Consider the following 20,018-nt stretch of genomic DNA (forward strand, 5'->3'; position numbering starts at 1 on the left):
AAGGAAAAGTAAATGTCATTAATTAGTATGCATGGGGCGTGGCTGTCGTTCAGCGACGCGCCGCTTCTCGATAATGCTGAACTGCATATCGAAGATAACGAACGTGTCTGTCTGGTAGGTCGTAACGGCGCCGGTAAATCGACGCTGATGAAGATCCTGAATCGCGAGCAGGGGCTGGACGACGGGCGCATTATCTATGAACAGGATCTGATTGTGGCGCGTCTGCAACAGGATCCGCCGCGTAACGTTCAGGGCAGCGTCTACGATTTTGTTGCCGAAGGCATCGAAGAGCAGGCCGAGTATCTGAAGAGCTATCACGAGATCTCGCATCTGGTCATGACCGACCCGAGCACCAAAAACCTCAATGAGATGGCGCGCCTGCAGGAGCTGCTGGATCACCACGGCCTGTGGCAGCTGGAAAACCGCATCAACGAAGTGCTGGCGCAATTAGGTCTGGAAGCGGACATGCCGCTGGGCTCGCTCTCCGGCGGCTGGCTGCGTAAGGCCGCGCTGGGCCGGGCGCTGGTCAGCGGGCCGAAAGTGCTGCTGCTCGATGAACCGACGAACCACCTGGATATCGAAACCATCGACTGGCTGGAAGGGTTCCTGAAAACCTTCAACGGCACCATCATCTTTATCTCGCACGACCGTTCGTTTATTCGCAACATGGCGACCCGCATTGTCGATCTCGATCGCGGCAAGCTGGTGACCTATCCCGGCGACTACGACACCTACCTGCTGGAGAAAGAGGAAAACCTGCGCGTTGAGGAGCTGCAAAATGCCGAGTTCGACCGCAAACTCGCCCAGGAAGAGGTGTGGATCCGTCAGGGCATTAAAGCACGTCGTACCCGTAACGAAGGTCGCGTTCGCGCCCTGAAAGCGATGCGCCGCGAGCGCAGTGAACGCCGCGAAGTGATGGGCAGCGCGAAGATGCAGGTCGAAGAGGCGAGCCGCTCAGGCAAAATCGTCTTCGAGATGGAACACGTCAACTACCAGGTTGATGGCAAAGTGCTGGTGAAGGACTTCTCCGCCCAGGTGCAGCGCGGGGACAAAATCGCCCTTATCGGCCCGAACGGCTGCGGTAAGACCACGCTGCTGAAGCTGATGCTGGATCAACTTAAGGCCGATAGCGGCCGCATCCACTGCGGAACCAAGCTGGAAGTCGCCTACTTCGACCAGCACCGCGCAGAGCTGGACCCGGACAGAACGGTGATGGACAACCTTGCCGAAGGTAAGCAGGAAGTGATGGTGAACGGTAAGCCGCGCCACGTGCTGGGCTATCTGCAGGACTTCCTGTTCCATCCGAAACGGGCAATGACGCCGGTGCGCGCCCTCTCCGGCGGGGAGCGTAACCGCCTGTTACTGGCGCGTTTGTTCCTGAAACCCAGCAACCTGCTGATCCTTGACGAACCGACCAACGATCTTGATGTCGAAACGCTGGAACTTCTGGAAGAACTGATTGATAGTTATCAGGGAACCGTGATGTTGGTGAGCCACGATCGTCAGTTCGTGGATAACACCGTCACCGAGTGCTGGATCTTTGAAGGCCAGGGCCGCATTGGTCAGTATGTGGGCGGCTACCATGATGCCCGCGGACAGCAGGCGCAATCGCAGGCGACAAAACAGTCAAAAGCGAAGGTTGAAGCGGAAGTTGCTGTTACAAAAGCAGAAAACATCAAACGCGGCAGTAATAAATTAAGCTATAACCTTCAGCGCGAACTGGAAGGCCTGCCGCTGCGTCTGGAAGAGCTCGAAGCCAGTCTGGAAAGTTTGCAGGCTCAGGTGGCCGACGCGTCATTCTTTAGCCAGCCGCATGACTATACTCAAAAAGTCCTGGCCGATATGGCCCAGGCTGAGCAGGCGCTGGAAGAAGCATTTGAACGCTGGGAATATCTTGAGGCTCTGAAAAACGGCGCATAAGTTAACCATGGAGCCAGTATGTGTGAACATCACCATGCCGATCGGCATATTTTATGCTCACAGTGCGACATGCTCGTGGCGCTTCCCGCGCTCGAGCATGGGCACAAAGCGGCATGCCCGCGCTGCGGGACAACGCTGACAACTGAGTGGGACGCGCCGCGGCAGCGTCCCACCGCGTATGCTTTTGCTGCGCTGTTCATGCTGTTACTCTCCAACCTCTTTCCTTTCATTTATATGAAAGTGGGGGGCATCACCAGCGAAGTGCATTTGCTGGAGATACCCGGTGTGATGTTCTCAGAAGATTACGCCAGCCTCGGCACGTTCTTTATGCTCTTCGTTCAGATCGTCCCGGCATTTTGCCTGGTGGTGATCCTGCTGCTCGTCAACCGCGTCGTGATGCCTATGGCGCTGAAAATCAGGCTGGCGCGGATCCTCTTCCAGTTAAAAAGCTGGGGAATGGCGGAGATCTTCCTCGCCGGTATTCTGGTGAGCTTCGTTAAGCTGATGGCCTACGGTGATGTCGGAGTGGGCCTCAGCTTTATCCCCTGGTGCCTGTATTGCATCCTCCAGTTACGCGCTTTTCAATGCGTTGATCGCCGCTGGGCGTGGGACGACATCGCCCCTGCGCCCGTACTGCATCAGACGCTGAAAGCCGGGGTACCGGGTATTAATCAGAATCTGCGCCTGTGTCCGTGCTGCACGGCTATCCTCCCGGCCAACCAGGAGATCTGCCCGCGCTGCGAAACCAAAGGGCACGTGCGGCGTAAAAACAGCCTGCAGTGGACGATGGCGCTGCTTATCACGTCGATGATTCTCTATCTTCCCGCCAACATTCTGCCGATTATGATCACCGATCTACTGGGCGACAAAATGCCGTCGACCATCATGGCCGGGGTGGTGTTGCTGTGGGGGGAAGGCTCCTATCCGGTGGCGCTGGTGATCTTTATCGCCAGCATCATGGTACCGACGCTCAAAATGATTGCCATTGCCTGGCTCTGCTGGGATGCCAAAGGGCACGGCAAGCGCGACAGCGAGCGCATGCATCTGATTTATGAGGTTGTGGAGTTTGTCGGACGCTGGTCAATGATTGACGTGTTTGTGATTGCCGTACTCTCTGCGCTGGTGCGTATGGGAGGATTAATGAGCATCTATCCCGCCATCGGAGCGGTGATGTTTGCATTGGTCGTTATTATGACCATGTTTGCGGCCATGACCTTCGATCCGCGGTTATCGTGGGATCGTGAGTCAGAGCCGAGCCATGAGGATGAATAAAAGCATGGAAAATAAGCGTGGAGAGGCGAAAGTGCAGAAGGTCAGAAACTGGTCGCCGGTGTGGATTTTTCCCATCGTGACGGCGCTGATCGGTGCATGGATCCTGTTTTATCATTACAGCCATCAGGGCCCGGAAGTGACGCTCATCACCACCAACGCCGAGGGCATTGAGGGCGGTAAAACCACCATCAAAAGCCGCAGCGTGGATGTGGGCGTTGTCGAAAGCGCCACCCTGACCGACGATCTGACGCATGTAGAAATTAAAGCCCGCCTCAATGCTGGCATGGAAAAGCTGCTCCATGGCGACTCGGTATTCTGGGTGGTGAAACCGCAGGTGGGCCGTGAAGGCATTAGTGGTCTGGGAACCCTGCTATCCGGGGCCTACATCGAACTTCAACCGGGGAAAAAGGGCTCGCAGCCGGAGAATTATCAGCTGCTGGACTCTCCGCCGCTGGCGCCGCCGGATGCGAAGGGCATCCGTATAACCCTCGACAGTAAAAAAGCGGGCCAGCTCAGCCCGGGCGATCCGGTGCTGTTCCGCGGTTATCGTGTGGGATCGGTGGAAACCAGCACCTTCGACGCCCAGAAGCGCACCATCAGCTATCAGCTGTTTATCAGTGCGCCAAACGATCGCCTGGTCACCGGCAATGTACGCTTCTGGAAGGATAGCGGCATCGCCGTTGACTTAACCTCCGCAGGCATGCGCGTCGAGATGGGTTCCCTCTCCACGCTGTTCGGCGGCGGAGTGAGCTTTGACGTGCCGGAAGGCATGGATCAAGGCCAGCCGGTGGCGCAACAGACCGCGTTCAGGCTCTATGACGATCAGAAGAGCATTCAGGATTCGCTCTATACCGACCATATCGACTACCTGATGTTCTTCAAGGATTCGGTGCGTGGCCTGCAGCCGGGCGCGCCGGTTGAATTCCGTGGTATCCGTCTCGGAACCGTCGGTAAGGTGCCGTTCTTCGCGCCGGGCCTGCGTCAGGTGCTCGATGACGATTACCGTATTCCGGTGCTGATCCGCATCGAGCCAGAGCGCCTGATTAATCAGGTTGGTGATACGCCTGATATCGCTGAGCATATCGACGGGTTGATGAAGCGTGGCCTGCGCGGCTCGCTCAAAACCGGTAACCTGGTGACCGGAGCGCTGTACGTGGATATGGACTTCTTCCCGAAAGAGCCACCGGTTAAAGAGATCCGCGAGTTTGGCGGCTATAAAATCATCCCGACCGTGAGCAGTGGCCTGGCGCAGATCCAGCAGCGTCTGATGGAGACGCTGGATAAGATCAACAGCCTGCCGCTCAATCCGATGATTCAGCAGGCAACCAATACGCTTAGCGAAAGCCAGGCGACGATGCGCCGTCTGCAGGCCACGCTGGATAACCTGAACAAGCTGACCGCCAGCCAGTCGATGCAGCAGCTGCCGCAGGACATGCAGAAAACCCTGCGTGAGCTGAACCGCAGTATGCAGGGCTTCCAGCCGGGCTCCGCCGCGTACAACAAGATGGTGGCGGATATGCAGCGCCTCGATCAGGTTCTGCGCGAACTCCAGCCGGTGCTGAAAACGCTGAATACGAAGAGCAATGCGCTGGTATTCGAAGCAAAAGACAAAAAGGACCCTGAGCCGAAGGGGGCTAAATAATGAAAAAATGGCTAATTATCACCGCAATGGCACTTCTGTCCGCCTGTAGCTCTTCCGAGAACAAGAGCTACTACCAGCTGCCGGTGGCAGCGCAGGCGGGCGGGCAGAGTATCGCCAGCCAGGGGAATCGCCTGCTGTGGGTAGAGCAGGTGGCCGTGCCTGACTACCTTGCCGGCAATGGCGTGGTCTATCAAACCAGCGATGTGCAGTATGTCATCGCCAACAACAACCTGTGGGCCAGCCCGCTGGATCAGCAGCTGCGCAACACGCTGGTTGCCAATCTGGGCAGCCAGCTGCCAGGGTGGGTGGTGGCGTCGCAGCCGTTGGGCAGCGACCAGGATACGCTCAACGTCAACGTGACCAATTTCCACGGGCGTTATGATGGCAGGGTGATCATCAGCGGGGAGTGGCTGCTGAATCATCAGGGTCAGCTGATCAAGCGGCCTTTCCATCTGGAACTGGTACAGCAGAAAGATGGTTATGATGAGATGGTGAAAGTCCTGGCACAGGGCTGGGCGCAGGAGTCCGCCAGTATTGCCAGGGAGATCTCCCGTCAGCCATAAGTAAAATTCATCGCACCGGGCCGCATTTAGCGTCATGCTAATTGCGGCTTTTTTTTCGTTTGAAGCTCAGGCGGTTACTTGTGCCGCATCACAGTTTTTGTACAAATGAACTTTTGTATAGGTCACATTTATGACACTGGCGTGAATTTTGCGCATTGACGCTAACCGGGATTCGCGGTATTCGTTAGTCGTGATTGCATGTTTTGTAATCACTGTTTTCTTTTCCACCAGATCAAATAATGAGGGAAACGAGGCATGAAGAGACAGAAACGAGATCGCCTTGAAAGGGCTCATCAACGTGGTTATCAGGCTGGCATCGCCGGACGTTCTAAAGAAATGTGTCCCTATCAGACCATCAATCAAAGGTCGCAATGGTTAGGGGGCTGGCGAGAAGCCATCGGAGACAGGGCAGTACTTGCTTGATAGCGTCTCTTTAAGAAAAGAAACCTCCGCAGTGCGGAGGTTTCGCTGTTTTATGCTTTGAGAAAAGCAAAAATCAGAATGCGGAAGTATCCTGGAACAGACCCACTTTCAGGTCAGTTGCGGAGTAGATCAGACGACCATCAACCAGCACTTCGCCATCCGCCAGGCCCATGATCAGGCGACGGTTAACAATGCGTTTGAAGTGAATACGGTAGGTGACTTTCTTCGCGGTCGGCAGAACCTGACCGGTGAATTTCACTTCGCCCACGCCCAGGGCGCGGCCTTTGCCTTCGCCGCCCAGCCAGCCGAGGTAGAAACCAACCAGCTGCCACATCGCGTCCAGACCCAGACAGCCTGGCATTACCGGATCGCCAATAAAGTGGCAACCGAAGAACCACAGGTCCGGGTTGATATCGAGCTCTGCTTCTACGTAACCCTTATCGAAGTTGCCGCCGGTTTCCGTCATCTTCACGACACGGTCCATCATCAGCATGTTCGGGGCCGGTAACTGTGGGCCTTTAGCGCCAAACAGTTCACCGCGACCAGAGGCAAGAAGATCTTCTTTTGTATAGGATTCGCGTTTATCTACCATGTTCTCAGTAAGCCTTATTTTAGTGAAGGACGCAGGATAGCTAACACGTGTACGCTGAACAAGTCCGATCAGTTTGGCGTGAACCAGTTCAACCAGCGTAACGGCCAGGGATAACGATGACGTGCTTCCTGCTGCGTTGCCTGCGCAATGCGTTCCTGGATGGTTTGCATCAGTGATGTCTGCCCTTCGGCATCCCACACCAGGTTTGTCAGTAAGGGTAGCGCATCAGCAATATCTTCGATGGCCCAGAGGCTGAATTGTTCCTCTTCGACCGCTTTCAGCAGCTCCTGACTCAGGCTGAGGTGGCGCACGTTCGCCAGTGGAATGATCACGCCCTGTTTACCGCTCAGCCCACGCTGCTGGCAAATATTAAAGAAGCCTTCGATCTTCTCATTCAGCCCGCCGACCGGCTGCGCGCGGCCAAACTGGTCTACAGAGCCGGTAATAGCAATGCTTTGATTCACCGGCACATCGGCCAGGGCGCTGATAAGTGCGCACAGTTCAGCCATTGACGCACTGTCGCCATCCACTTCGCTGTAGGACTGCTCAAAGGTCAGCGAGGCGGTAAACGGGAGCTGCTGCTCAAGCTGTAGCTCCGACATCAGGAAAGCCTGCATGATCATCATGCCCTTGGCATGAATGTTCCCGCCCAGCTCTGCTTTACGTTCGACATCGATAAATTCACCGTCACCAATGTGCACCACGCAACTGATACGCGACGGCTCGCCAAAGGCGCGCGGATGGCCAGGGAATTCAATCACCGAAAGGGCGTTAATCTGTCCCACGCATTCGCCTTCGGTTTCGACCAGGATCTGCTCGAGCAGGATCTCATCCTGCATACGATCGGCGAGATAGCCTTCGCGCCACTCGCGCTGCACCAGCATTTGGGAGAGCTGCTCGCCGTTCACCGTATCGTCTTCGGTCATGGCAGCGGCTTCACGCAGCTGCTTGCCAAGCCAGAGAGGGCAAAGCGGCAGTGTCTCCTGATCGCCGGTATAGCGGACCGCTTCGCGAATCAGCACCGGCCATGCATCCGCAGCAGGCGTTGGCAGCTGCGCGCGTTGGCAGACGGCATAAACCCACTGCAGCCACTGCTGCATGTCTTCAGCATCCGCAATCTGGGTGCTGTCTTCAAATTCGCTGTAGACCACCTGATCAGCCAGCTCGGGCTCCATTTCCTGGAAATCAGCCAGCGCTTCACGATCGCCTGTCAGGACGACTTTCAGGGAGAGCGGCATCGACGGCACGGCGACCGGAAGAGGGCGCGACTCATCCCAGCCAACCCAGTCAAAGCGCTGCTGGCTAACGATATTTTTCAGGCGCATCCACAGCAGGGGCTGTGCAAGCAGAGAACGCAGGGAGATGATAAGCACGCCGCCGTTGGCCTGATGAACCAGACCAGGATGCAGGGTCAACTCACCGTTAAACTGGCGCAAGCAGCCGAACAACTGCTCTGCTTCTGTCCAGCCCGCCTGGATGACGTTGCCGGTGACAGCAAAACGGCCATCGGGTACGGTAGCGGGTGCAAAGGTAACGGCGTGGCCGTTGATGCTATATTCACCACCAAAGACCGTTCCGGCTTCTGGCTGCAACTGCCGTACGGCATCCGCCAGAAGACTCAGATACTCCGCTTCGTCTGGCGCTTTCAACAACATGAATGGTGAGGTTGTCCATGGGCTTAACATCTGCTCCAGCGCGTAATGCAAACGGGGCTGAGTGTCGCTGAGGATGTATTCGTGTTCTTTCGCGAGATCTGGCTGTGAAAACAGTTCCTGATAGCTATCTGTATCCGGAACAAGGTCACGCCATGCAAGTTTCGTAATGGTCAAAGTTGATGTTTTTTAGTCAGATGTAAAACGATGGAGTATACCGTAAGGCGCAGGCTCTGCACATGAGGGAATGGGAGTTTCCGGGCATGAATGCGTTACCGCGCGTCACAGGATATGATTTCTTTTCAGCAGATTGCCAAAAAACTGATATTCTGAACACAGTTACACGGTCACACTGAGATCGCAATGAAATACCAACAACTGGAAAATCTCGAAAGCGGCTGGAAATGGAAGTATCTGGTCAAAAAACACCGTGAAGGGGAGTTGATCACGTGCTACCTCGAAGCCAGTGCTGCAAAAGAAGCTGTAGATTTATTGCTGACCCTCGAAAATGAACCCATTCTGGTCAATAGCTGGATTGAAAAGCATATCAATCCTGCATTACTGAACCGAATGAAGCAGACTATCCGTGCGCGGCGTAAGCGGCATTTCAACGCTGAGCACCAGCATACCCGTAAGAAGTCGATCGATCTGGAGTTTATGGTCTGGCAGCGTCTGGCTGGCCTTGCCCAGCGACGCGGGAAAACCCTGTCAGAAACCATCGTGCAGCTGATTGAAGATGCGGAACATAAAGAGAAGTACGCCAGTCAGATGTCGACCCTGAAAACCGATCTCCAGGCGCTGCTGGCCGGAAAGAAGTAGCGTTCTCCTTTTCTTCAGGCAATAAAAAACCCCGCAACATGGCGGGGTTTTTTGTCAGACGATAACTTATGCCGCTGGCTGAGTTACAACGTCTTTGATGCCTTTAACTTCGATCTCTACGCGACGATCTGGAGCCAGGCAGTCGATCAGTGCAGCGCGAGGTTTCACGTTGTCACAGGTAGAACCGGTAACTGGGTTAGATTCGCCCATACCACGTGGGGAGATCTTGTTAGCCGGGATACCTTTAGAGATCAGGTAATCAACAACGGACTGAGCACGTTTCTCAGACAGACCCTGGTTGTAAGCGTCAGAACCGATACGGTCGGTGAAGCCCAGAACCACTACGGAACCGTCTTTCGGATCCAGGTTGCTCAGCTGGGTGTACAGCTGATCCAGTGCCTGCTGGCCTTCTGGTTTCAGAGTTGCTTTGTTGAAGTTGAACAGAACGTCAGACTTCAGAGTGAAGTGCTTGGTCTGTACTTCTGGAGCTGGTGCTGGAGCTGGAGCAACAACTGGTGCTGGCTCAGCCTGACCGAAGCGGTAAGAAACACCTACGCTCAGCATGCCGTTGTCTGGACGAACACCAACGGTGTTGCCGTCGCCGATGTTGTTAACCCACTGGTATTCCAGACGGGTAGCGATGTCACGGGTCATAGCCCACTCAACGCCACCAGCGAATACTGGGGATACGCCAGTGTCGTGGTCGTCGCCAGCGATGCTGTTGCTGGAGTCTGCACGCCATACCATGCCGCCCAGACGGGTGTAGATGTCTACAGCGTCATTTACTGGGTAGCCCAGTTTAGCAGTCAGCTGAACGCCTTGAGCTTTGAATGCGCCGTTAACGTTGTCGCCTTTGTAAGGCATACGGCCCAGCCAGTCGTAACCCATTTCGAAACCAACGTATGGGTTAACCTGATAACCACCGAACGCGCCTGCGCCCAGCTGGCTTTCGTGAGTTGGGCCGTCGTTGTTCAGAGCGTCGTTATACCAGCCGGTGTCGTGGAACTGAGACCAGCCCAGTTTACCACCTGCGTACCAGGTATTATCTTTTGGAGCGGCCTGCGCTACGGTAGCGAAACCTGCCAGTGCCACTGCAATCGCGATAGCTGTCTTTTTCATTTTTTGCGCCTCGTTATCATCCAAAAATCGCCATGAGAATCTCAATGAGAGTCACGGTTAAATCCTTCACCGGGGGGCGGGGACAAAGAGTAAAACTTACCGATATCTTCGGTTTAGGCCGAGCACCCCTGGCGATGTAAAGTCTACAACGTACCTGAAAACTTACAAGTGTGAACTCCGTCAGGCATATGAAAAAAAAAGTTTTGTATACACAATATTTAACATTTATTGCGCAATTTGAGGCGTGCTAAAATGGAGAAAGCCGCGGCAGACAAGACTTTTCGCGGCTTTTACACAGGGAACCAACGGCGTACAGATACGGCAAAAAAAATTCCAGGAAAACTCTTATTTTTACTCAATGATACAAATTCGAGTGAATTTTTAGCCCAGAAAGGTGTCCGTTGCTCAAAGTGTTCATTCGAATGGGACGCATAATGAAGCCGAGTGCATTCCCTTCTTCGGCAGCTTCAGCCAGACGGTGTTGTTCCGATTCCGTCAACTCATGCGTAAACCAGCCAATCACTACGCTGTAATTTCCGGTACGCAGCGCCCTCGCCATTGAGTCTACAGTATGGCATGGATCCATCTGACTAATCTGCATCACTTTCGTTAGCGGCAAGCCTGCGGATTGCACCCATTCCCGACTTAATTTCTGCTGTGGCGTGAGCCACAACTGCCAGCGCGACTGCTGACCAAGCTGTTGCAACAGTGGCAGCAATAACAGCTGCGTCATCATGGGCTGGTCTTCACGGTAGAGCACTTCACTAATCAGCCCGGTGGACATTTGCGCCGCGGAGTTCATCGCGCTTTTGCCAGCGGAAGTAGAGAAAGTTGTTGAACGGTTTGCATAGCCTGAAGAGTACATAATCAATCCAGCCCTGTAGTTACTGTATGGATATACAGTAACTCCTGTGCGACTAAAGATCAACCTCATTTTCGGAAAGCTCCTCGCAAATTTGGTTTGTAATTCAGGCGTATTGAAAATTCACCTTGCCGTTCGATCGTAAGTTACCTATTTTCTGGCTAACGGATCCGTTAATACTCGACTCAACCATTACGCCATGATTTAAAAGGGAAATATCATGAAAAAATTATCTTATGAACGGATCTATCAATCTGCAAAATATCTTTCACCCCTCGGCGAAGTTCATTATCGCGCCCTGTTTGGCGGATACACCCTGGCGGTTGATGACACGGTTTTTGCCATGGTGTCGGAGGGGGAGTTGTATCTGCGTGCCTGCGAAGAGAGCGCGTCTTACTGTGTAAAGCATGCCTCTTCTTTCCTGTCGCTGGTGAAGCGGGGGCGGCCCGTTTTGTTGAATTATTATCGCGTCGATGAAGGGCTCTGGCAGGATCAGGAGAAATTGCTGCAACTCTCCTCGTTTGCCCTGGAAGCTGCGCGGCGGGAACGCTGTGAACGCTACAAACGCGAGCGCCTGAAAGATTTACCCAATCTCACCTTTCAACTCGAAATCCTGCTGTTTGAGGCGGGCATCACCACCGAAGAGGCATTACGCACACTGGGGGCTGAACAGTGCTGGCTCAGATCAGGGCGCTCAACAAGCACCTGAGTTACAAGGTGCTGTTTGCGCTGGAGGGGGCAATCACCGGATTACACGTCGCAGCGCTCCCGGAGATAAGACGCCGGGAGCTGGTGGAGTGGTACAAAAGACTGCCGGCAGAGAGCAGTGCTCACTCCGGCAGTTGATTAACGTGCTGCTGTAATCGACAAATTTCTGGCAGCAACGCGATAAGCAGACCGATTTGCTGCAGAACCAGAGGCGCTTTGCTCTCGGCTCCCGGCTCGATATGTGAAATGCGTTGCGCCAGTTCGGTTAAGGCCTGCTGAACACGAGGCTCATCCGCGGGGCGTTGATGTAGCGCATCATCAACGTAGCAGACAGCATCGTCCAGTAATCCGAGGATTGCGGGGCTGGTGAGCCGCTCGCGGTGTGCGCCCAGTGCGGCGATATAGCTGGTAAACGTATGGTTCAGGCACAGCAGACGGAACGCGACTTCCCGGGTTTCCGCTGTTGCCCTCGGTTCCGTAGACATATTCGACACCACCGACGCCAGCTCCGCGTCGCGGTTATAGGCGTCACGTCGTGCGATACGATACGCCAGGCGGTTATCACGCCCCTGATGATACTGCTCCAGGATAGCATCAAGATAACGGCAGTTGGCGTTCATGGCCTGATCCAGCACGCGGGGCAGATTACGGAACCGCCAGTCCGGCCAGATAAAGCTTACCGCAGCCCAGGCGATGGCGCAGCCAATCAGGGTATCAATGACGCGAGGCAGGGCAACTTCAAAGCCTTCCCCGAGCAGGTTGAAACAGAGCAGCACCAGCAGGGTGATAAACATCGTGGCGTGCGCATACTGCACGTTACGAAAGGCGAAGAACAGCACGCCGGTGATCACAATTAAGATCAGCTGTCCTTCCAGCGAGGGGACAAAGTAAAGGATGGGTAACCCGATGGCGACCCCCACCAGAGTGCCGATAATACGCAGCGCCAGACGATGCCGGGTGGCGTTGTAGTTGGGCTGACAGACAAACAGGCTGGTGAGCAGGATCCAGTAGCCATGGTCCAGGCCGGTTATCTGTATAAAAGCATAGCCAATGCAGAGCACCACGGACATCCTTACCGCATGGCGAAACAGCGCCGATTCCGGGGAAAAGTTGCGGCTCAAACGCAGCCACATATCGCTAAAACCATGCAGGCTGTCGTCCGCAAGCTGATTTTCCACATCATTACCGGGTGTAGCCAGCGCCTGTTCGGATTCGATGGTGGCGAGCTGGGCATCAATGGCGCGCAGGTTATTCAACAAAAAGCCCAGCGCTTTCATCTGCTCGGCAGAGGTACCGCTGGCCTGAACCCTGTCGAGGGCCGCATCGAGATGGGTAAACGCCCGTTCAAATCGCGGATCGTGCTGATAAGGGGTACGCAGCAGGATAGAGCGCGACAGCTGGTGGCAGGCCTGCGACTGCATGGACAACAGACGCTGGAAGCGAAACATTACGTCGCTGTAGCGAAATTTCTCGCGAAGATCGGCGTACTGAATATGCGATGAGCTGGCGCGCTCGTGGATATCCTGCGCCACAAAGTAATAGTGCAGGGTCCGGCGGGTGCCGCGCTGACCGCGATCGCCGCGCAGGCGGGTAAGTAACGAGGCCTTGGTCTGGTTTAAGGTTGTCACCAGTTGCCCGTTCGCCAGCGCCAGATCGTACAGCGGCCCCTGGCCGTCACCTTCGATATCCGGATCGAACAGCCGGGACTTTAACTCAAGGTAATGGGCCAGTTGCTCGTAGCTGCGGGCCAGATTGTCCTGCAGCGGGCGAATGGGAAATATGAGATGCCCGGCCAGCGTCAGCAGGTTATACCAGACCGCGCCCAGCAACAGCAGCACCGGCTGTTGATACCACTGGTCGTACAGCGATACCCCCAGCATGGTGTAGATGGCAATAAGCAATGCGCCGAAAGCGATGGTGGCGTAGCGCTGGCCTAGCCCACCGAGCAGAATAAACACGCTGGTGGAGAGCATCAGCCCAATCGCAAAAAGCCAAGGCCATGGGAAGAGCAGCTCCACCGACGCCGAGGCGATAAAAAAGCAGATCAGGGTGATGACCAGATTGCGCAGCCGACCGGTAAGGCGGTCATCCAGATCGGCCAGCGCGCCGGCAACCACCCCCAGCGTCAGGGGGATGGTCAGCTTCACGTCGCCCAGCCACCATGGCAGGGCGGTACTGCCACACAGGGCAATAAAGATCCTGACATTGTAGAGCCAGGCGCTGTTCAGGGTGTAGCGGCGAAGCAGTGGGCTTAGCATGTGCGCGCGAGGTCCTTGTTATGGAAAACGACGGCGGGCGTTAGCTTCCCGCGCGGCGCGGGCCACTTCCACCGGGACAACCCGGCGTCCGACAGGCCACAGGGCAATGGCGGCAATTTTGAAATTAGCGATCCCGACGGGGATGCCGATAAGCGTCAGGCACTGGGCGATCCCCGCCGCAATGTGCATCAGACACAGCCACCAGCCGAAAAAGATCAGCCACAGAATATTGAGCAGCGTTCCGCCGGTGTTCATCAGCGCGCTTTTATTGCCAGGCTCCAGTTCGTCTACGTGAACCGCTTCGTTGCCGTATGGGACCAGCGAGAGTTTGGTAATTTCCCAGCAGGAGCGGGTTAGCGGAAGGGTGAATATCAGGACCACGCTGACCAGCGTCGCCAGCAGCCAGGAGAGAGTGGTGGCAAAACCACCCAGCACAAAATTCAAAATATTCAGAATGGTACGCATAAAACCTCAATTCTTTCCGTAATGTTGAAGCCCTGATGATTGTAACGTTTTTTTGCGCTGGAGCACCTGAAAACTGGCAGTTAAACTGTTATGCAATTATTCACGTCGTGGATCAGGCTGGACATGGAACTGAAAGCAACATCGTTAGGCAAACGCCTGGCACAACATCCGTACGACAAAGTCGTTCTGCTTAACGCCGGGGTTAAAGTCTCGGGCGAACGTCACGAATATCTCATCCCCTTCAATCAGCTGTTAGCAATTCACTGTAAGCGCGGCCTGGTCTGGGGCGAGCTGGAGTTTGTGCTGACAGACGAAAAAGTGGTGCGTCTGCACGGCACCGAGTGGGCGGAAACCCAGCGTTTTCACCGCCATCTCAGCACGCTCTGGCAGCAATGGAGTGCTGAAATGAGTGAGGTTGCGGCGCAGGTGCTGCAAAACGCGCTGAATGACATTGCCGCCACGAATGAGCAAAACAGCTGGCTGACGCGGGAAAAAACGCTCGGCCTTCAGCAAAAAATCCGCCAGGCGTTACAGGCTTTGCCGTTATCCGTCTCGCGGCTCGACGAGTTTGATAACTGCCGTGAAGCCTGGCGGCAGTGTCAGGCCTGGCTACAGGACATTGACCAGAGCCGGTTGGCGCACAATCAGGCGTGGACTGACACTATGCTCAGCCAGTATGCCGATTTTTTTGCCGGTATTGAGTCATCCCCACTTAACCCGGCCCAGGCCAGGGCGGTGGTCAATGGCGAACAGTCGCTGCTGGTGCTGGCGGGGGCCGGTAGCGGAAAAACCTCGGTGCTGGTGGCGCGGGCAGGCTGGCTGCTGGCCCGCAATGAAGCCGCTCCCGAGCAAATATTGCTCCTGGCGTTTGGGCGTAAGGCGGCTCAGGAGATGGATGAGCGAATCGAGGCGCGACTGCATACCCGCGACATCACCGCGAGGACCTTCCACTCTCTTGCCCTGCATATCATCCAGCAGGGCAGCAAAAAGGTGCCGGTGGTCAGCGAGCTTGAAAATGACACCGTGGCGCGGCAGAAGATTTTCATCGACGCCTGGCAGCAGCAGTGCAGTGAGAAAAAAGCCCAGGCCAAAGGCTGGCGACAGTGGCTCGAAGAGGAGCTTGACTGGAGCGTGCCGGAGGGCAGTTTCTGGCAAAACGAAAAGCTGAAGCGCCGACTGGCACCCCGGCTCGATCGCTGGGTGAGCCTGATGCGTATGCACGGTGGCGCGCAGGCCGAGATGATTGCCGGCGCGCCGGAAGAGGTGCGGGCCCTGTTCTCAAAGCGGGTCAAGTTAATGGCTCCGCTGCTTAAGGCGTGGAAAGCCGCCCTCAAGGCGGAGAACGCCGTCGACTTTTCCGGGTTGATTCATCAGGCGATCGTTATTCTGGAGAAAGGTCGCTTTATCAGCCCGTGGAAGCACATTCTGGTGGATGAGTTTCAGGATATCTCTCCTCAACGCGCGGCGTTGCTGGCGGCGCTGCGGGCGCAAAACAAGTACACCACTTTGTTTGCCGTGGGGGATGACTGGCAGGCGATCTACCGTTTCAGTGGTGCACAGCTGTCGCTGACGACGGCGTTTCATCATTACTTTGGCGAAGGGGATCGCTGCGATCTGGACACCACCTACCGTTTCAATAACCGGATCGGTGAGATCGCCAACCGGTTTATCCAGCAAAACCCACATCAGCTGGCAAAACCGCTGAACAGCCTGTCGGCTGGCGACAAGAAAGCGGTTACGCTGCTGGCAGAGGATCAGCTCGATGCCCTGCTGGATAAGCTGAGCGGTTACGCCCGGGCGGATGAGCGTATTCTGGTGCTGGCGCGTTATCACCACCTGAAGCCCGCCAGCCTGGAGAAAGCCGCGACCCGCTGGCCGAAACTGCAGCTGGATTTTATGACCATTCACGCCAGCAAGGGCCAGCAGGCGGACTATGTCATTGTGGTGGGATTGCAGGAAGGGAGCGATGGTTTCCCGGCACCTGCCCGGGAATCGGTAATGGAGCAGGCCCTGCTGCCAGTGGTGGAAGATTTTCCCGATGCCGAGGAGCGGCGATTACTCTACGTGGCTATCACCCGTGCTCGTCACCGGGTCTGGTTGCTGTTCAACAAAGAGCAGCCATCACGCTTTGTCGATATCCTCAAAGAAATTGATGTTCCGGTGGCACGCAAACCCTAGCGTTGTTTTGCCCGGTGGCGTTTCGCTTACCGGGCCTACGGGGCGTGCGGTTTGGGGTTTTGTAGGCCGGGTAAGGCGGAGCCGCCCCCCGGCGATGCCCACTTTTACTTCAGACGTTCAGCCAGATAGCGCTGATAGTCCGGGATCAGGATCTCGACCGGAGAGTTGAACTGCGGAGACTCGATAATAAAGTCCGCCGTCGACAGGTTGGTGGCGACCGGAATATTCCACACCGTTGCCAGACGCAGCAGGGCTTTTACATCCGGATCGTGCGGCACCGCATTGAGCGGGTCCCAGAAGAAGATCAGCACATCAATCTTACCTTCCGAAATCTGTGCGCCGACCTGCTGATCGCCGCCCATCGGACCGCTCAGCATGGCATTCACTTCAAGTCCGGTCTCGCGATGAATCAGGTTGCCGGTGGTCCCGGTGGCCGACAGCTGATGTTTTTCCAGCAGGGATTGATGACGCTGAACCCAGTTGAGCAGCATCTGTTTGCAGTGATCGTGCGCCACCAGGGCGATATGTTTTCGTTCCGGCAGTGTGCGGGTTGTGGATTCCATAATCTCTATCCGTTAGTTAACTGGTTACAGATTACTGGAAGCACCTGACGCTGCAAGAGAAAGGGAGAAAAAATGCGGCTCAGGACGAGGGTTGTTGCTTCGCCCATTGCAGGAAACGGCTTCGGGTTTCAGGATCGGCCTGGGCAAACCAGTACTTGAGACGCTGCTCCGTCATGCTCTGGGATTGCGGCGGCGGCATGTCCAGCTCAGACACCCCGGATAACAGCGTACTGTCATCCGCCATGGTGGTTGAAAACTGCGGCAGCGAGGCGCTCTGCCCTGCTTTGTTATAGCGCTCGGTATCATATTCGTAATTCACGCCGTTCGGCGTATCGGTGAGCGCCAGAATATCCAGCTTCACCGGGATCGGGGTCGCGTCGCCATCCAGCAACTCGATTTGCGGTGATTTATCAAAAAGTTGTGACTCTTTTTCTGTTTCCAGCCGTGGAAGGCTAAAATTAACCTGACTGATGCGCTGGGTGTTGAAGCTGGCGACAAGGGGAGGAGAGATATAGACCCGCTCCTCGTGATTGCCAAGGCGAATGGTTTTTTCTACCCGGAAGACGATCTGATGCGGGCCGTTATCCAGCTCAATACTGTCCGCACCGCGCAGCAGGGAACTGGAAACTTTTTTGCCATCCAATACCAGCAGGTCGATGTCCGTAGAGAGCCGCAGCGTTGTGGCAAAAACGCAAACCGGCATGAGCAGCGCAAACAGACTCCAGGCAATGCCGGTTTTCATAGAGAGCCCTCTTAAAAGACATGCGTCATGAATAATGTATCAAAATTTTTCGCTAATCATATTTACTAACATATAGACATATCCCGGCAATTTGCCCTCATGCAGACGTATGGGATGGCAGTTGCTGTAACGGCATTGATACCCAGATTGAACGAGCCAGGAGGACATAAATGAAAGAGAACGATATCGCTGACATTCTTACTACCACCCGCACCATTGCGCTGGTGGGGGCAAGCGACAAGCCGGATCGCCCGAGCTACAGGGTGATGAAATACCTGCTCGATCAGGGCTACCACGTGATCCCGGTTTCGCCAAAAGTGGCAGGTAAAACGTTGCTGGGCCAGCAGGGATACGGCACCCTGGCAGAAGTGCCGGAAAAAATCGATATGGTGGACGTGTTCCGCAATTCCGAAGCGGCCTGGGGCGTTGCTCAGGAGGCAATTGCGGTCGGGGCGAAAACCCTTTGGTTACAGCTCGGGGTGATTAATGAACAGGCGGCGGTTCTGGCGCGCGATGCGGGCATGAATGTAGTGATGGACCGCTGTCCGGCCATTGAGATCCCCCGCCTGGGGATGGCGAAGTAATAAAAAACCCGGTCAGCCGTCGGCTACCGGGTTTTCATTAGTTGCGCAGGCGCGGAGCCTGTAACTGTCTGCGGATAGTTTGCGCCAGTTCATCCATAGATGGCTGCTCTGGGTGTTCATCCTGCTGTTCGCTACTTAACTGGGCTTCGGCAAGATAGGTATGCACGGCCTGTCCGTCGTCATCTTCCATGACCACGTGGTACCAGGGCGCGGCGCGGAGTTCTGCGTTCACCGCCAGCTCATCCGCTGACGGTTCGTCGAGGGAATATTCCGGGTCGATATCCACGACCACGCCCAGATAACCTAACAGGGAGTGGCGGACCTGCTGGCCGATACCGAATTTGCTGGCAATCATAGTCACCTCCCGGGAAACGTTACTTACACTATAGGTGTGGGCAACATTCCACTTTTCAAGTTACATGATGCGACAGGCAAATCCTTTCAGATACAGCCCTTCCGGATAGGTAGCGATCACCGGATGATCGGCCGCCTGACGGAACTGCTCTATAAATTGTACATCACGCCCAGCATCTACAGCGGCATCTGCGATAATTTTCTGGAATAATTCGGTGGTCATCAGGCCGGAGCAGGAGAACGTCAGCAGCACGCCGCCCGGGTTAAGCAGCTGGATCGCCAGCATGTTGATGTCTTTATACCCACGACAGGCGCCCATCAGCTGGTTCTTGTTTTCCACGAACTTTGGCGGATCCATCACAATCACGTCAAACTTTTCACCCTGGTCGCGGTATTTGCGCAGCAGTTTGAAGACGTCGTCGCGGACAAATTCCGCTTTGCTCAGATCCAGCTGGTTCAGCTCAACGTTCTGCTTCGCCACGTCCAGCGCTTCCTGTGAGGTATCGACGCTCACCACCTGGCTGCAGCCGCCCATCAGGGCCGAAACCGCAAAGCCGCCGGTGTAGGAGAAGCAGTTCAGAACGCGTTTGTCGGCAACGTACTGGCGGGTTGCCAGGCGGCTGTCGCGCTGATCGAGGTAGTAACCGGTTTTATGGCCGCCCTGAATATCCACCAGCAGCTTCATGCCGTGCTCTTCGATAGGCAGCAGGGTAGGCGGCAGTTCGCCCGTCACCGGACCCTGGGTCAGCTCCATCCCCTCTTTTTTACGCACCGCAACGTCGCTGCGATCGTAAATAGCGCACTCGGGGAACAGCGTCTGCAGGGCGCTGATCAACGCCGCACGCTGATACTCAGCACCCGCGCTTAACAGCTGCAGCACCAGGAAGTTGCCGAAACGGTCGATCGTCACGCCCGGCAGACCGTCGGATTCGCCGGCGATCAGACGATAGCTGTCCAGCCCGTCGCGTTTTGCCAGCCAGTCGCGCCACTGCTGCGCCTGCTGCAGGCGGCGGACAAAGAAGTCGATGTCGATGGATTCATCTTTATCAAACGTCCAGACGCGGGCACGGATCTGCGAGGCAGGCGAGTATGCGCCGCGCGCTAACCATTTCCCCTGGTGGTCAACGATATCGATGGTTTCACCGAGACTGGCTTTGCCTTCCATGCGGGCAACCGCGCCGGAGAAGACCCAGGGATGGCGGCGCAGCAATGACTTCTCGCGCCCTTTGGCTAACACTAAACGTACACTCATAATTTTCTGTTCTGTCGATTCCAGGGAAATGGCGCGTAGAGTAGCACAGA

The 20,018-nt window shown here is 55.6% G+C and carries 18 protein-coding genes and 1 pseudogene; 9 read left to right on the plus strand and 10 right to left on the minus strand.

Features of this window, described 5'->3' with window-relative positions; genetic code table 11:
- Positions 1-12 precede the first annotated feature (12 nt).
- The 5 genes from FHN83_RS19710 (at position 13) to rmf (ending at position 5,820) form a co-directional block, all read left to right on the plus strand.
- Positions 13-1,920, plus strand: coding sequence for an ABC transporter ATP-binding protein (locus FHN83_RS19710; RefSeq protein WP_039029449.1), 1,908 nt, complete (start codon positions 13-15; stop codon positions 1,918-1,920).
- Positions 1,921-1,938: 18 nt separating this feature from the next.
- Entirely contained in the window at positions 1,939-3,192 is a 1,254-nt protein-coding gene (pqiA, locus tag FHN83_RS19715) for a membrane integrity-associated transporter subunit PqiA (protein WP_039029448.1), read from the plus strand.
- A gap of 4 nt (positions 3,193-3,196) precedes the next feature.
- A complete protein-coding gene (pqiB, locus tag FHN83_RS19720) occupies positions 3,197-4,834 on the plus strand; it encodes an intermembrane transport protein PqiB (RefSeq protein WP_139564704.1) in 1,638 nt (545 codons plus the stop codon).
- Positions 4,834-5,397 carry a membrane integrity-associated transporter subunit PqiC gene (pqiC, locus tag FHN83_RS19725; RefSeq protein WP_139564705.1) on the plus strand — a complete coding sequence of 188 codons (564 nt, stop codon included), beginning with the start codon at positions 4,834-4,836 and terminating at the stop codon, positions 5,395-5,397. The genes pqiB and pqiC overlap by 1 nt, the downstream gene beginning before the upstream one ends.
- Positions 5,398-5,652: 255 nt before the next feature.
- Complete coding sequence (gene rmf / locus FHN83_RS19730) at positions 5,653-5,820, plus strand: ribosome modulation factor (RefSeq protein WP_032617397.1); 168 nt, start codon at positions 5,653-5,655, stop codon at positions 5,818-5,820.
- 73 nt (positions 5,821-5,893) lie between these two features.
- Here the strand turns inward: rmf and fabA are convergent, their stop codons facing one another.
- The gene (gene fabA, locus FHN83_RS19735) at positions 5,894-6,412 is read right to left on the minus strand and encodes a bifunctional 3-hydroxydecanoyl-ACP dehydratase/trans-2-decenoyl-ACP isomerase (RefSeq protein WP_039029445.1); all 519 of its coding nucleotides are present in this window, start codon (positions 6,410-6,412) and stop codon (positions 5,894-5,896) included.
- 68 nt (positions 6,413-6,480) lie between these two features.
- A complete protein-coding gene (locus FHN83_RS19740; protein ID WP_039029444.1) occupies positions 6,481-8,241 on the minus strand; it encodes an AAA family ATPase in 1,761 nt (586 codons plus the stop codon).
- Between the two features lie 186 nt (positions 8,242-8,427).
- Here FHN83_RS19740 and matP point away from each other — a divergent pair, with 186 nt between their 5' ends.
- Positions 8,428-8,883 carry a macrodomain Ter protein MatP gene (matP, locus tag FHN83_RS19745; RefSeq protein ID WP_039029443.1) on the plus strand — a complete coding sequence of 152 codons (456 nt, stop codon included), beginning with the start codon at positions 8,428-8,430 and terminating at the stop codon, positions 8,881-8,883.
- A gap of 66 nt (positions 8,884-8,949) precedes the next feature.
- Here matP and ompA read toward each other — a convergent pair whose 3' ends face one another.
- Together ompA and sulA are read right to left on the minus strand one after the other, a co-directional pair.
- Complete coding sequence (ompA, locus tag FHN83_RS19750) at positions 8,950-10,002, minus strand: porin OmpA (RefSeq protein ID WP_138369420.1); 1,053 nt, start codon at positions 10,000-10,002, stop codon at positions 8,950-8,952.
- Between the two features lie 355 nt (positions 10,003-10,357).
- Positions 10,358-10,867 (minus strand): SOS-induced cell division inhibitor SulA, encoded by a 510-nt coding sequence (sulA, locus tag FHN83_RS19755; protein ID WP_039029441.1) that lies wholly within the window; start codon positions 10,865-10,867, stop codon positions 10,358-10,360.
- 217 nt (positions 10,868-11,084) lie between these two features.
- Between sulA and FHN83_RS19760 the strand changes: the two are divergent.
- Positions 11,085-11,710: pseudogene (locus FHN83_RS19760) on the plus strand (TfoX/Sxy family DNA transformation protein).
- Here the strand turns inward: FHN83_RS19760 and yccS are convergent.
- Both yccS and FHN83_RS19770 read right to left on the minus strand, forming a co-directional pair.
- Positions 11,695-13,830 carry a YccS family putative transporter gene (yccS, locus tag FHN83_RS19765; protein ID WP_139564706.1) on the minus strand — a complete coding sequence of 712 codons (2,136 nt, stop codon included), beginning with the start codon at positions 13,828-13,830 and terminating at the stop codon, positions 11,695-11,697. The pseudogene FHN83_RS19760 and the gene yccS overlap by 16 nt on opposite strands.
- 18 nt (positions 13,831-13,848) lie before the next feature.
- On the minus strand, positions 13,849-14,295 hold the full coding sequence (locus FHN83_RS19770; RefSeq protein WP_039029438.1) for a YccF domain-containing protein: 447 nt from the start codon (positions 14,293-14,295) through the stop codon (positions 13,849-13,851).
- Positions 14,296-14,418: 123 nt separating this feature from the next.
- Here FHN83_RS19770 and helD point away from each other — a divergent pair, with 123 nt between their 5' ends.
- The gene (gene helD, locus FHN83_RS19775; protein ID WP_139564707.1) at positions 14,419-16,473 is read left to right on the plus strand and encodes a DNA helicase IV; all 2,055 of its coding nucleotides are present in this window, start codon (positions 14,419-14,421) and stop codon (positions 16,471-16,473) included.
- A 104-nt stretch (positions 16,474-16,577) separates the two neighbouring features.
- Here the strand turns inward: helD and mgsA are convergent, their stop codons facing one another.
- A complete protein-coding gene (mgsA, locus tag FHN83_RS19780) occupies positions 16,578-17,036 on the minus strand; it encodes a methylglyoxal synthase (protein ID WP_138369416.1) in 459 nt (152 codons plus the stop codon).
- A gap of 79 nt (positions 17,037-17,115) precedes the next feature.
- Positions 17,116-17,778, minus strand: coding sequence for a curli synthesis inhibitor (gene csgI, locus FHN83_RS19785; protein ID WP_039029435.1), 663 nt, complete (start codon positions 17,776-17,778; stop codon positions 17,116-17,118).
- Between the two features lie 170 nt (positions 17,779-17,948).
- Between csgI and FHN83_RS19790 the strand changes: the two genes are divergently transcribed.
- Positions 17,949-18,362, plus strand: coding sequence for a CoA-binding protein (locus tag FHN83_RS19790; protein WP_039029434.1), 414 nt, complete (start codon positions 17,949-17,951; stop codon positions 18,360-18,362).
- A gap of 37 nt (positions 18,363-18,399) precedes the next feature.
- Here FHN83_RS19790 and hspQ read toward each other — a convergent pair whose 3' ends face one another.
- Positions 18,400-18,717 carry a heat shock protein HspQ gene (hspQ, locus tag FHN83_RS19795; protein ID WP_039029433.1) on the minus strand — a complete coding sequence of 106 codons (318 nt, stop codon included), beginning with the start codon at positions 18,715-18,717 and terminating at the stop codon, positions 18,400-18,402.
- Positions 18,718-18,777: 60 nt separating this feature from the next.
- The gene (gene rlmI / locus FHN83_RS19800) at positions 18,778-19,968 is read right to left on the minus strand and encodes a 23S rRNA (cytosine(1962)-C(5))-methyltransferase RlmI (protein WP_139564708.1); all 1,191 of its coding nucleotides are present in this window, start codon (positions 19,966-19,968) and stop codon (positions 18,778-18,780) included.
- Positions 19,969-20,018: the final 50 nt, after the last annotated feature.

The sequence above is a fragment of the Leclercia adecarboxylata genome (assembly GCF_006171285.1).
In the GTDB taxonomy this organism is placed as follows: domain Bacteria; phylum Pseudomonadota; class Gammaproteobacteria; order Enterobacterales; family Enterobacteriaceae; genus Enterobacter; species Enterobacter barmai.

What these genes read in the sequence shown, in the direction of transcription:
- FHN83_RS19790 (WP_039029434.1), top strand. Translation starts at nt 17,949, where the DNA reads ATGAAAGAGAACGATATCGCTGACATTCTTACTACCACCCGCACCATT.
- pqiA (WP_039029448.1), top strand. Translation starts at nt 1,939, where the DNA reads ATGTGTGAACATCACCATGCCGATCGGCATATTTTATGCTCACAGTGC.
- mgsA (WP_138369416.1), bottom strand. Translation starts at nt 17,036, where the DNA reads ATGGAATCCACAACCCGCACACTGCCGGAACGAAAACATATCGCCCTG.
- ompA (WP_138369420.1), bottom strand. Translation starts at nt 10,002, where the DNA reads ATGAAAAAGACAGCTATCGCGATTGCAGTGGCACTGGCAGGTTTCGCT.
- yccS (WP_139564706.1), bottom strand. Translation starts at nt 13,830, where the DNA reads ATGCTAAGCCCACTGCTTCGCCGCTACACCCTGAACAGCGCCTGGCTC.
- FHN83_RS19770 (WP_039029438.1), bottom strand. Translation starts at nt 14,295, where the DNA reads ATGCGTACCATTCTGAATATTTTGAATTTTGTGCTGGGTGGTTTTGCC.
- helD (WP_139564707.1), top strand. Translation starts at nt 14,419, where the DNA reads ATGGAACTGAAAGCAACATCGTTAGGCAAACGCCTGGCACAACATCCG.
- rmf (WP_032617397.1), top strand. Translation starts at nt 5,653, where the DNA reads ATGAAGAGACAGAAACGAGATCGCCTTGAAAGGGCTCATCAACGTGGT.
- sulA (WP_039029441.1), bottom strand. Translation starts at nt 10,867, where the DNA reads ATGTACTCTTCAGGCTATGCAAACCGTTCAACAACTTTCTCTACTTCC.
- pqiB (WP_139564704.1), top strand. Translation starts at nt 3,197, where the DNA reads ATGGAAAATAAGCGTGGAGAGGCGAAAGTGCAGAAGGTCAGAAACTGG.
- rlmI (WP_139564708.1), bottom strand. Translation starts at nt 19,968, where the DNA reads ATGAGTGTACGTTTAGTGTTAGCCAAAGGGCGCGAGAAGTCATTGCTG.
- fabA (WP_039029445.1), bottom strand. Translation starts at nt 6,412, where the DNA reads ATGGTAGATAAACGCGAATCCTATACAAAAGAAGATCTTCTTGCCTCT.
- hspQ (WP_039029433.1), bottom strand. Translation starts at nt 18,717, where the DNA reads ATGATTGCCAGCAAATTCGGTATCGGCCAGCAGGTCCGCCACTCCCTG.
- matP (WP_039029443.1), top strand. Translation starts at nt 8,428, where the DNA reads ATGAAATACCAACAACTGGAAAATCTCGAAAGCGGCTGGAAATGGAAG.
- pqiC (WP_139564705.1), top strand. Translation starts at nt 4,834, where the DNA reads ATGAAAAAATGGCTAATTATCACCGCAATGGCACTTCTGTCCGCCTGT.
- FHN83_RS19710 (WP_039029449.1), top strand. Translation starts at nt 13, where the DNA reads ATGTCATTAATTAGTATGCATGGGGCGTGGCTGTCGTTCAGCGACGCG.
- csgI (WP_039029435.1), bottom strand. Translation starts at nt 17,778, where the DNA reads ATGAAAACCGGCATTGCCTGGAGTCTGTTTGCGCTGCTCATGCCGGTT.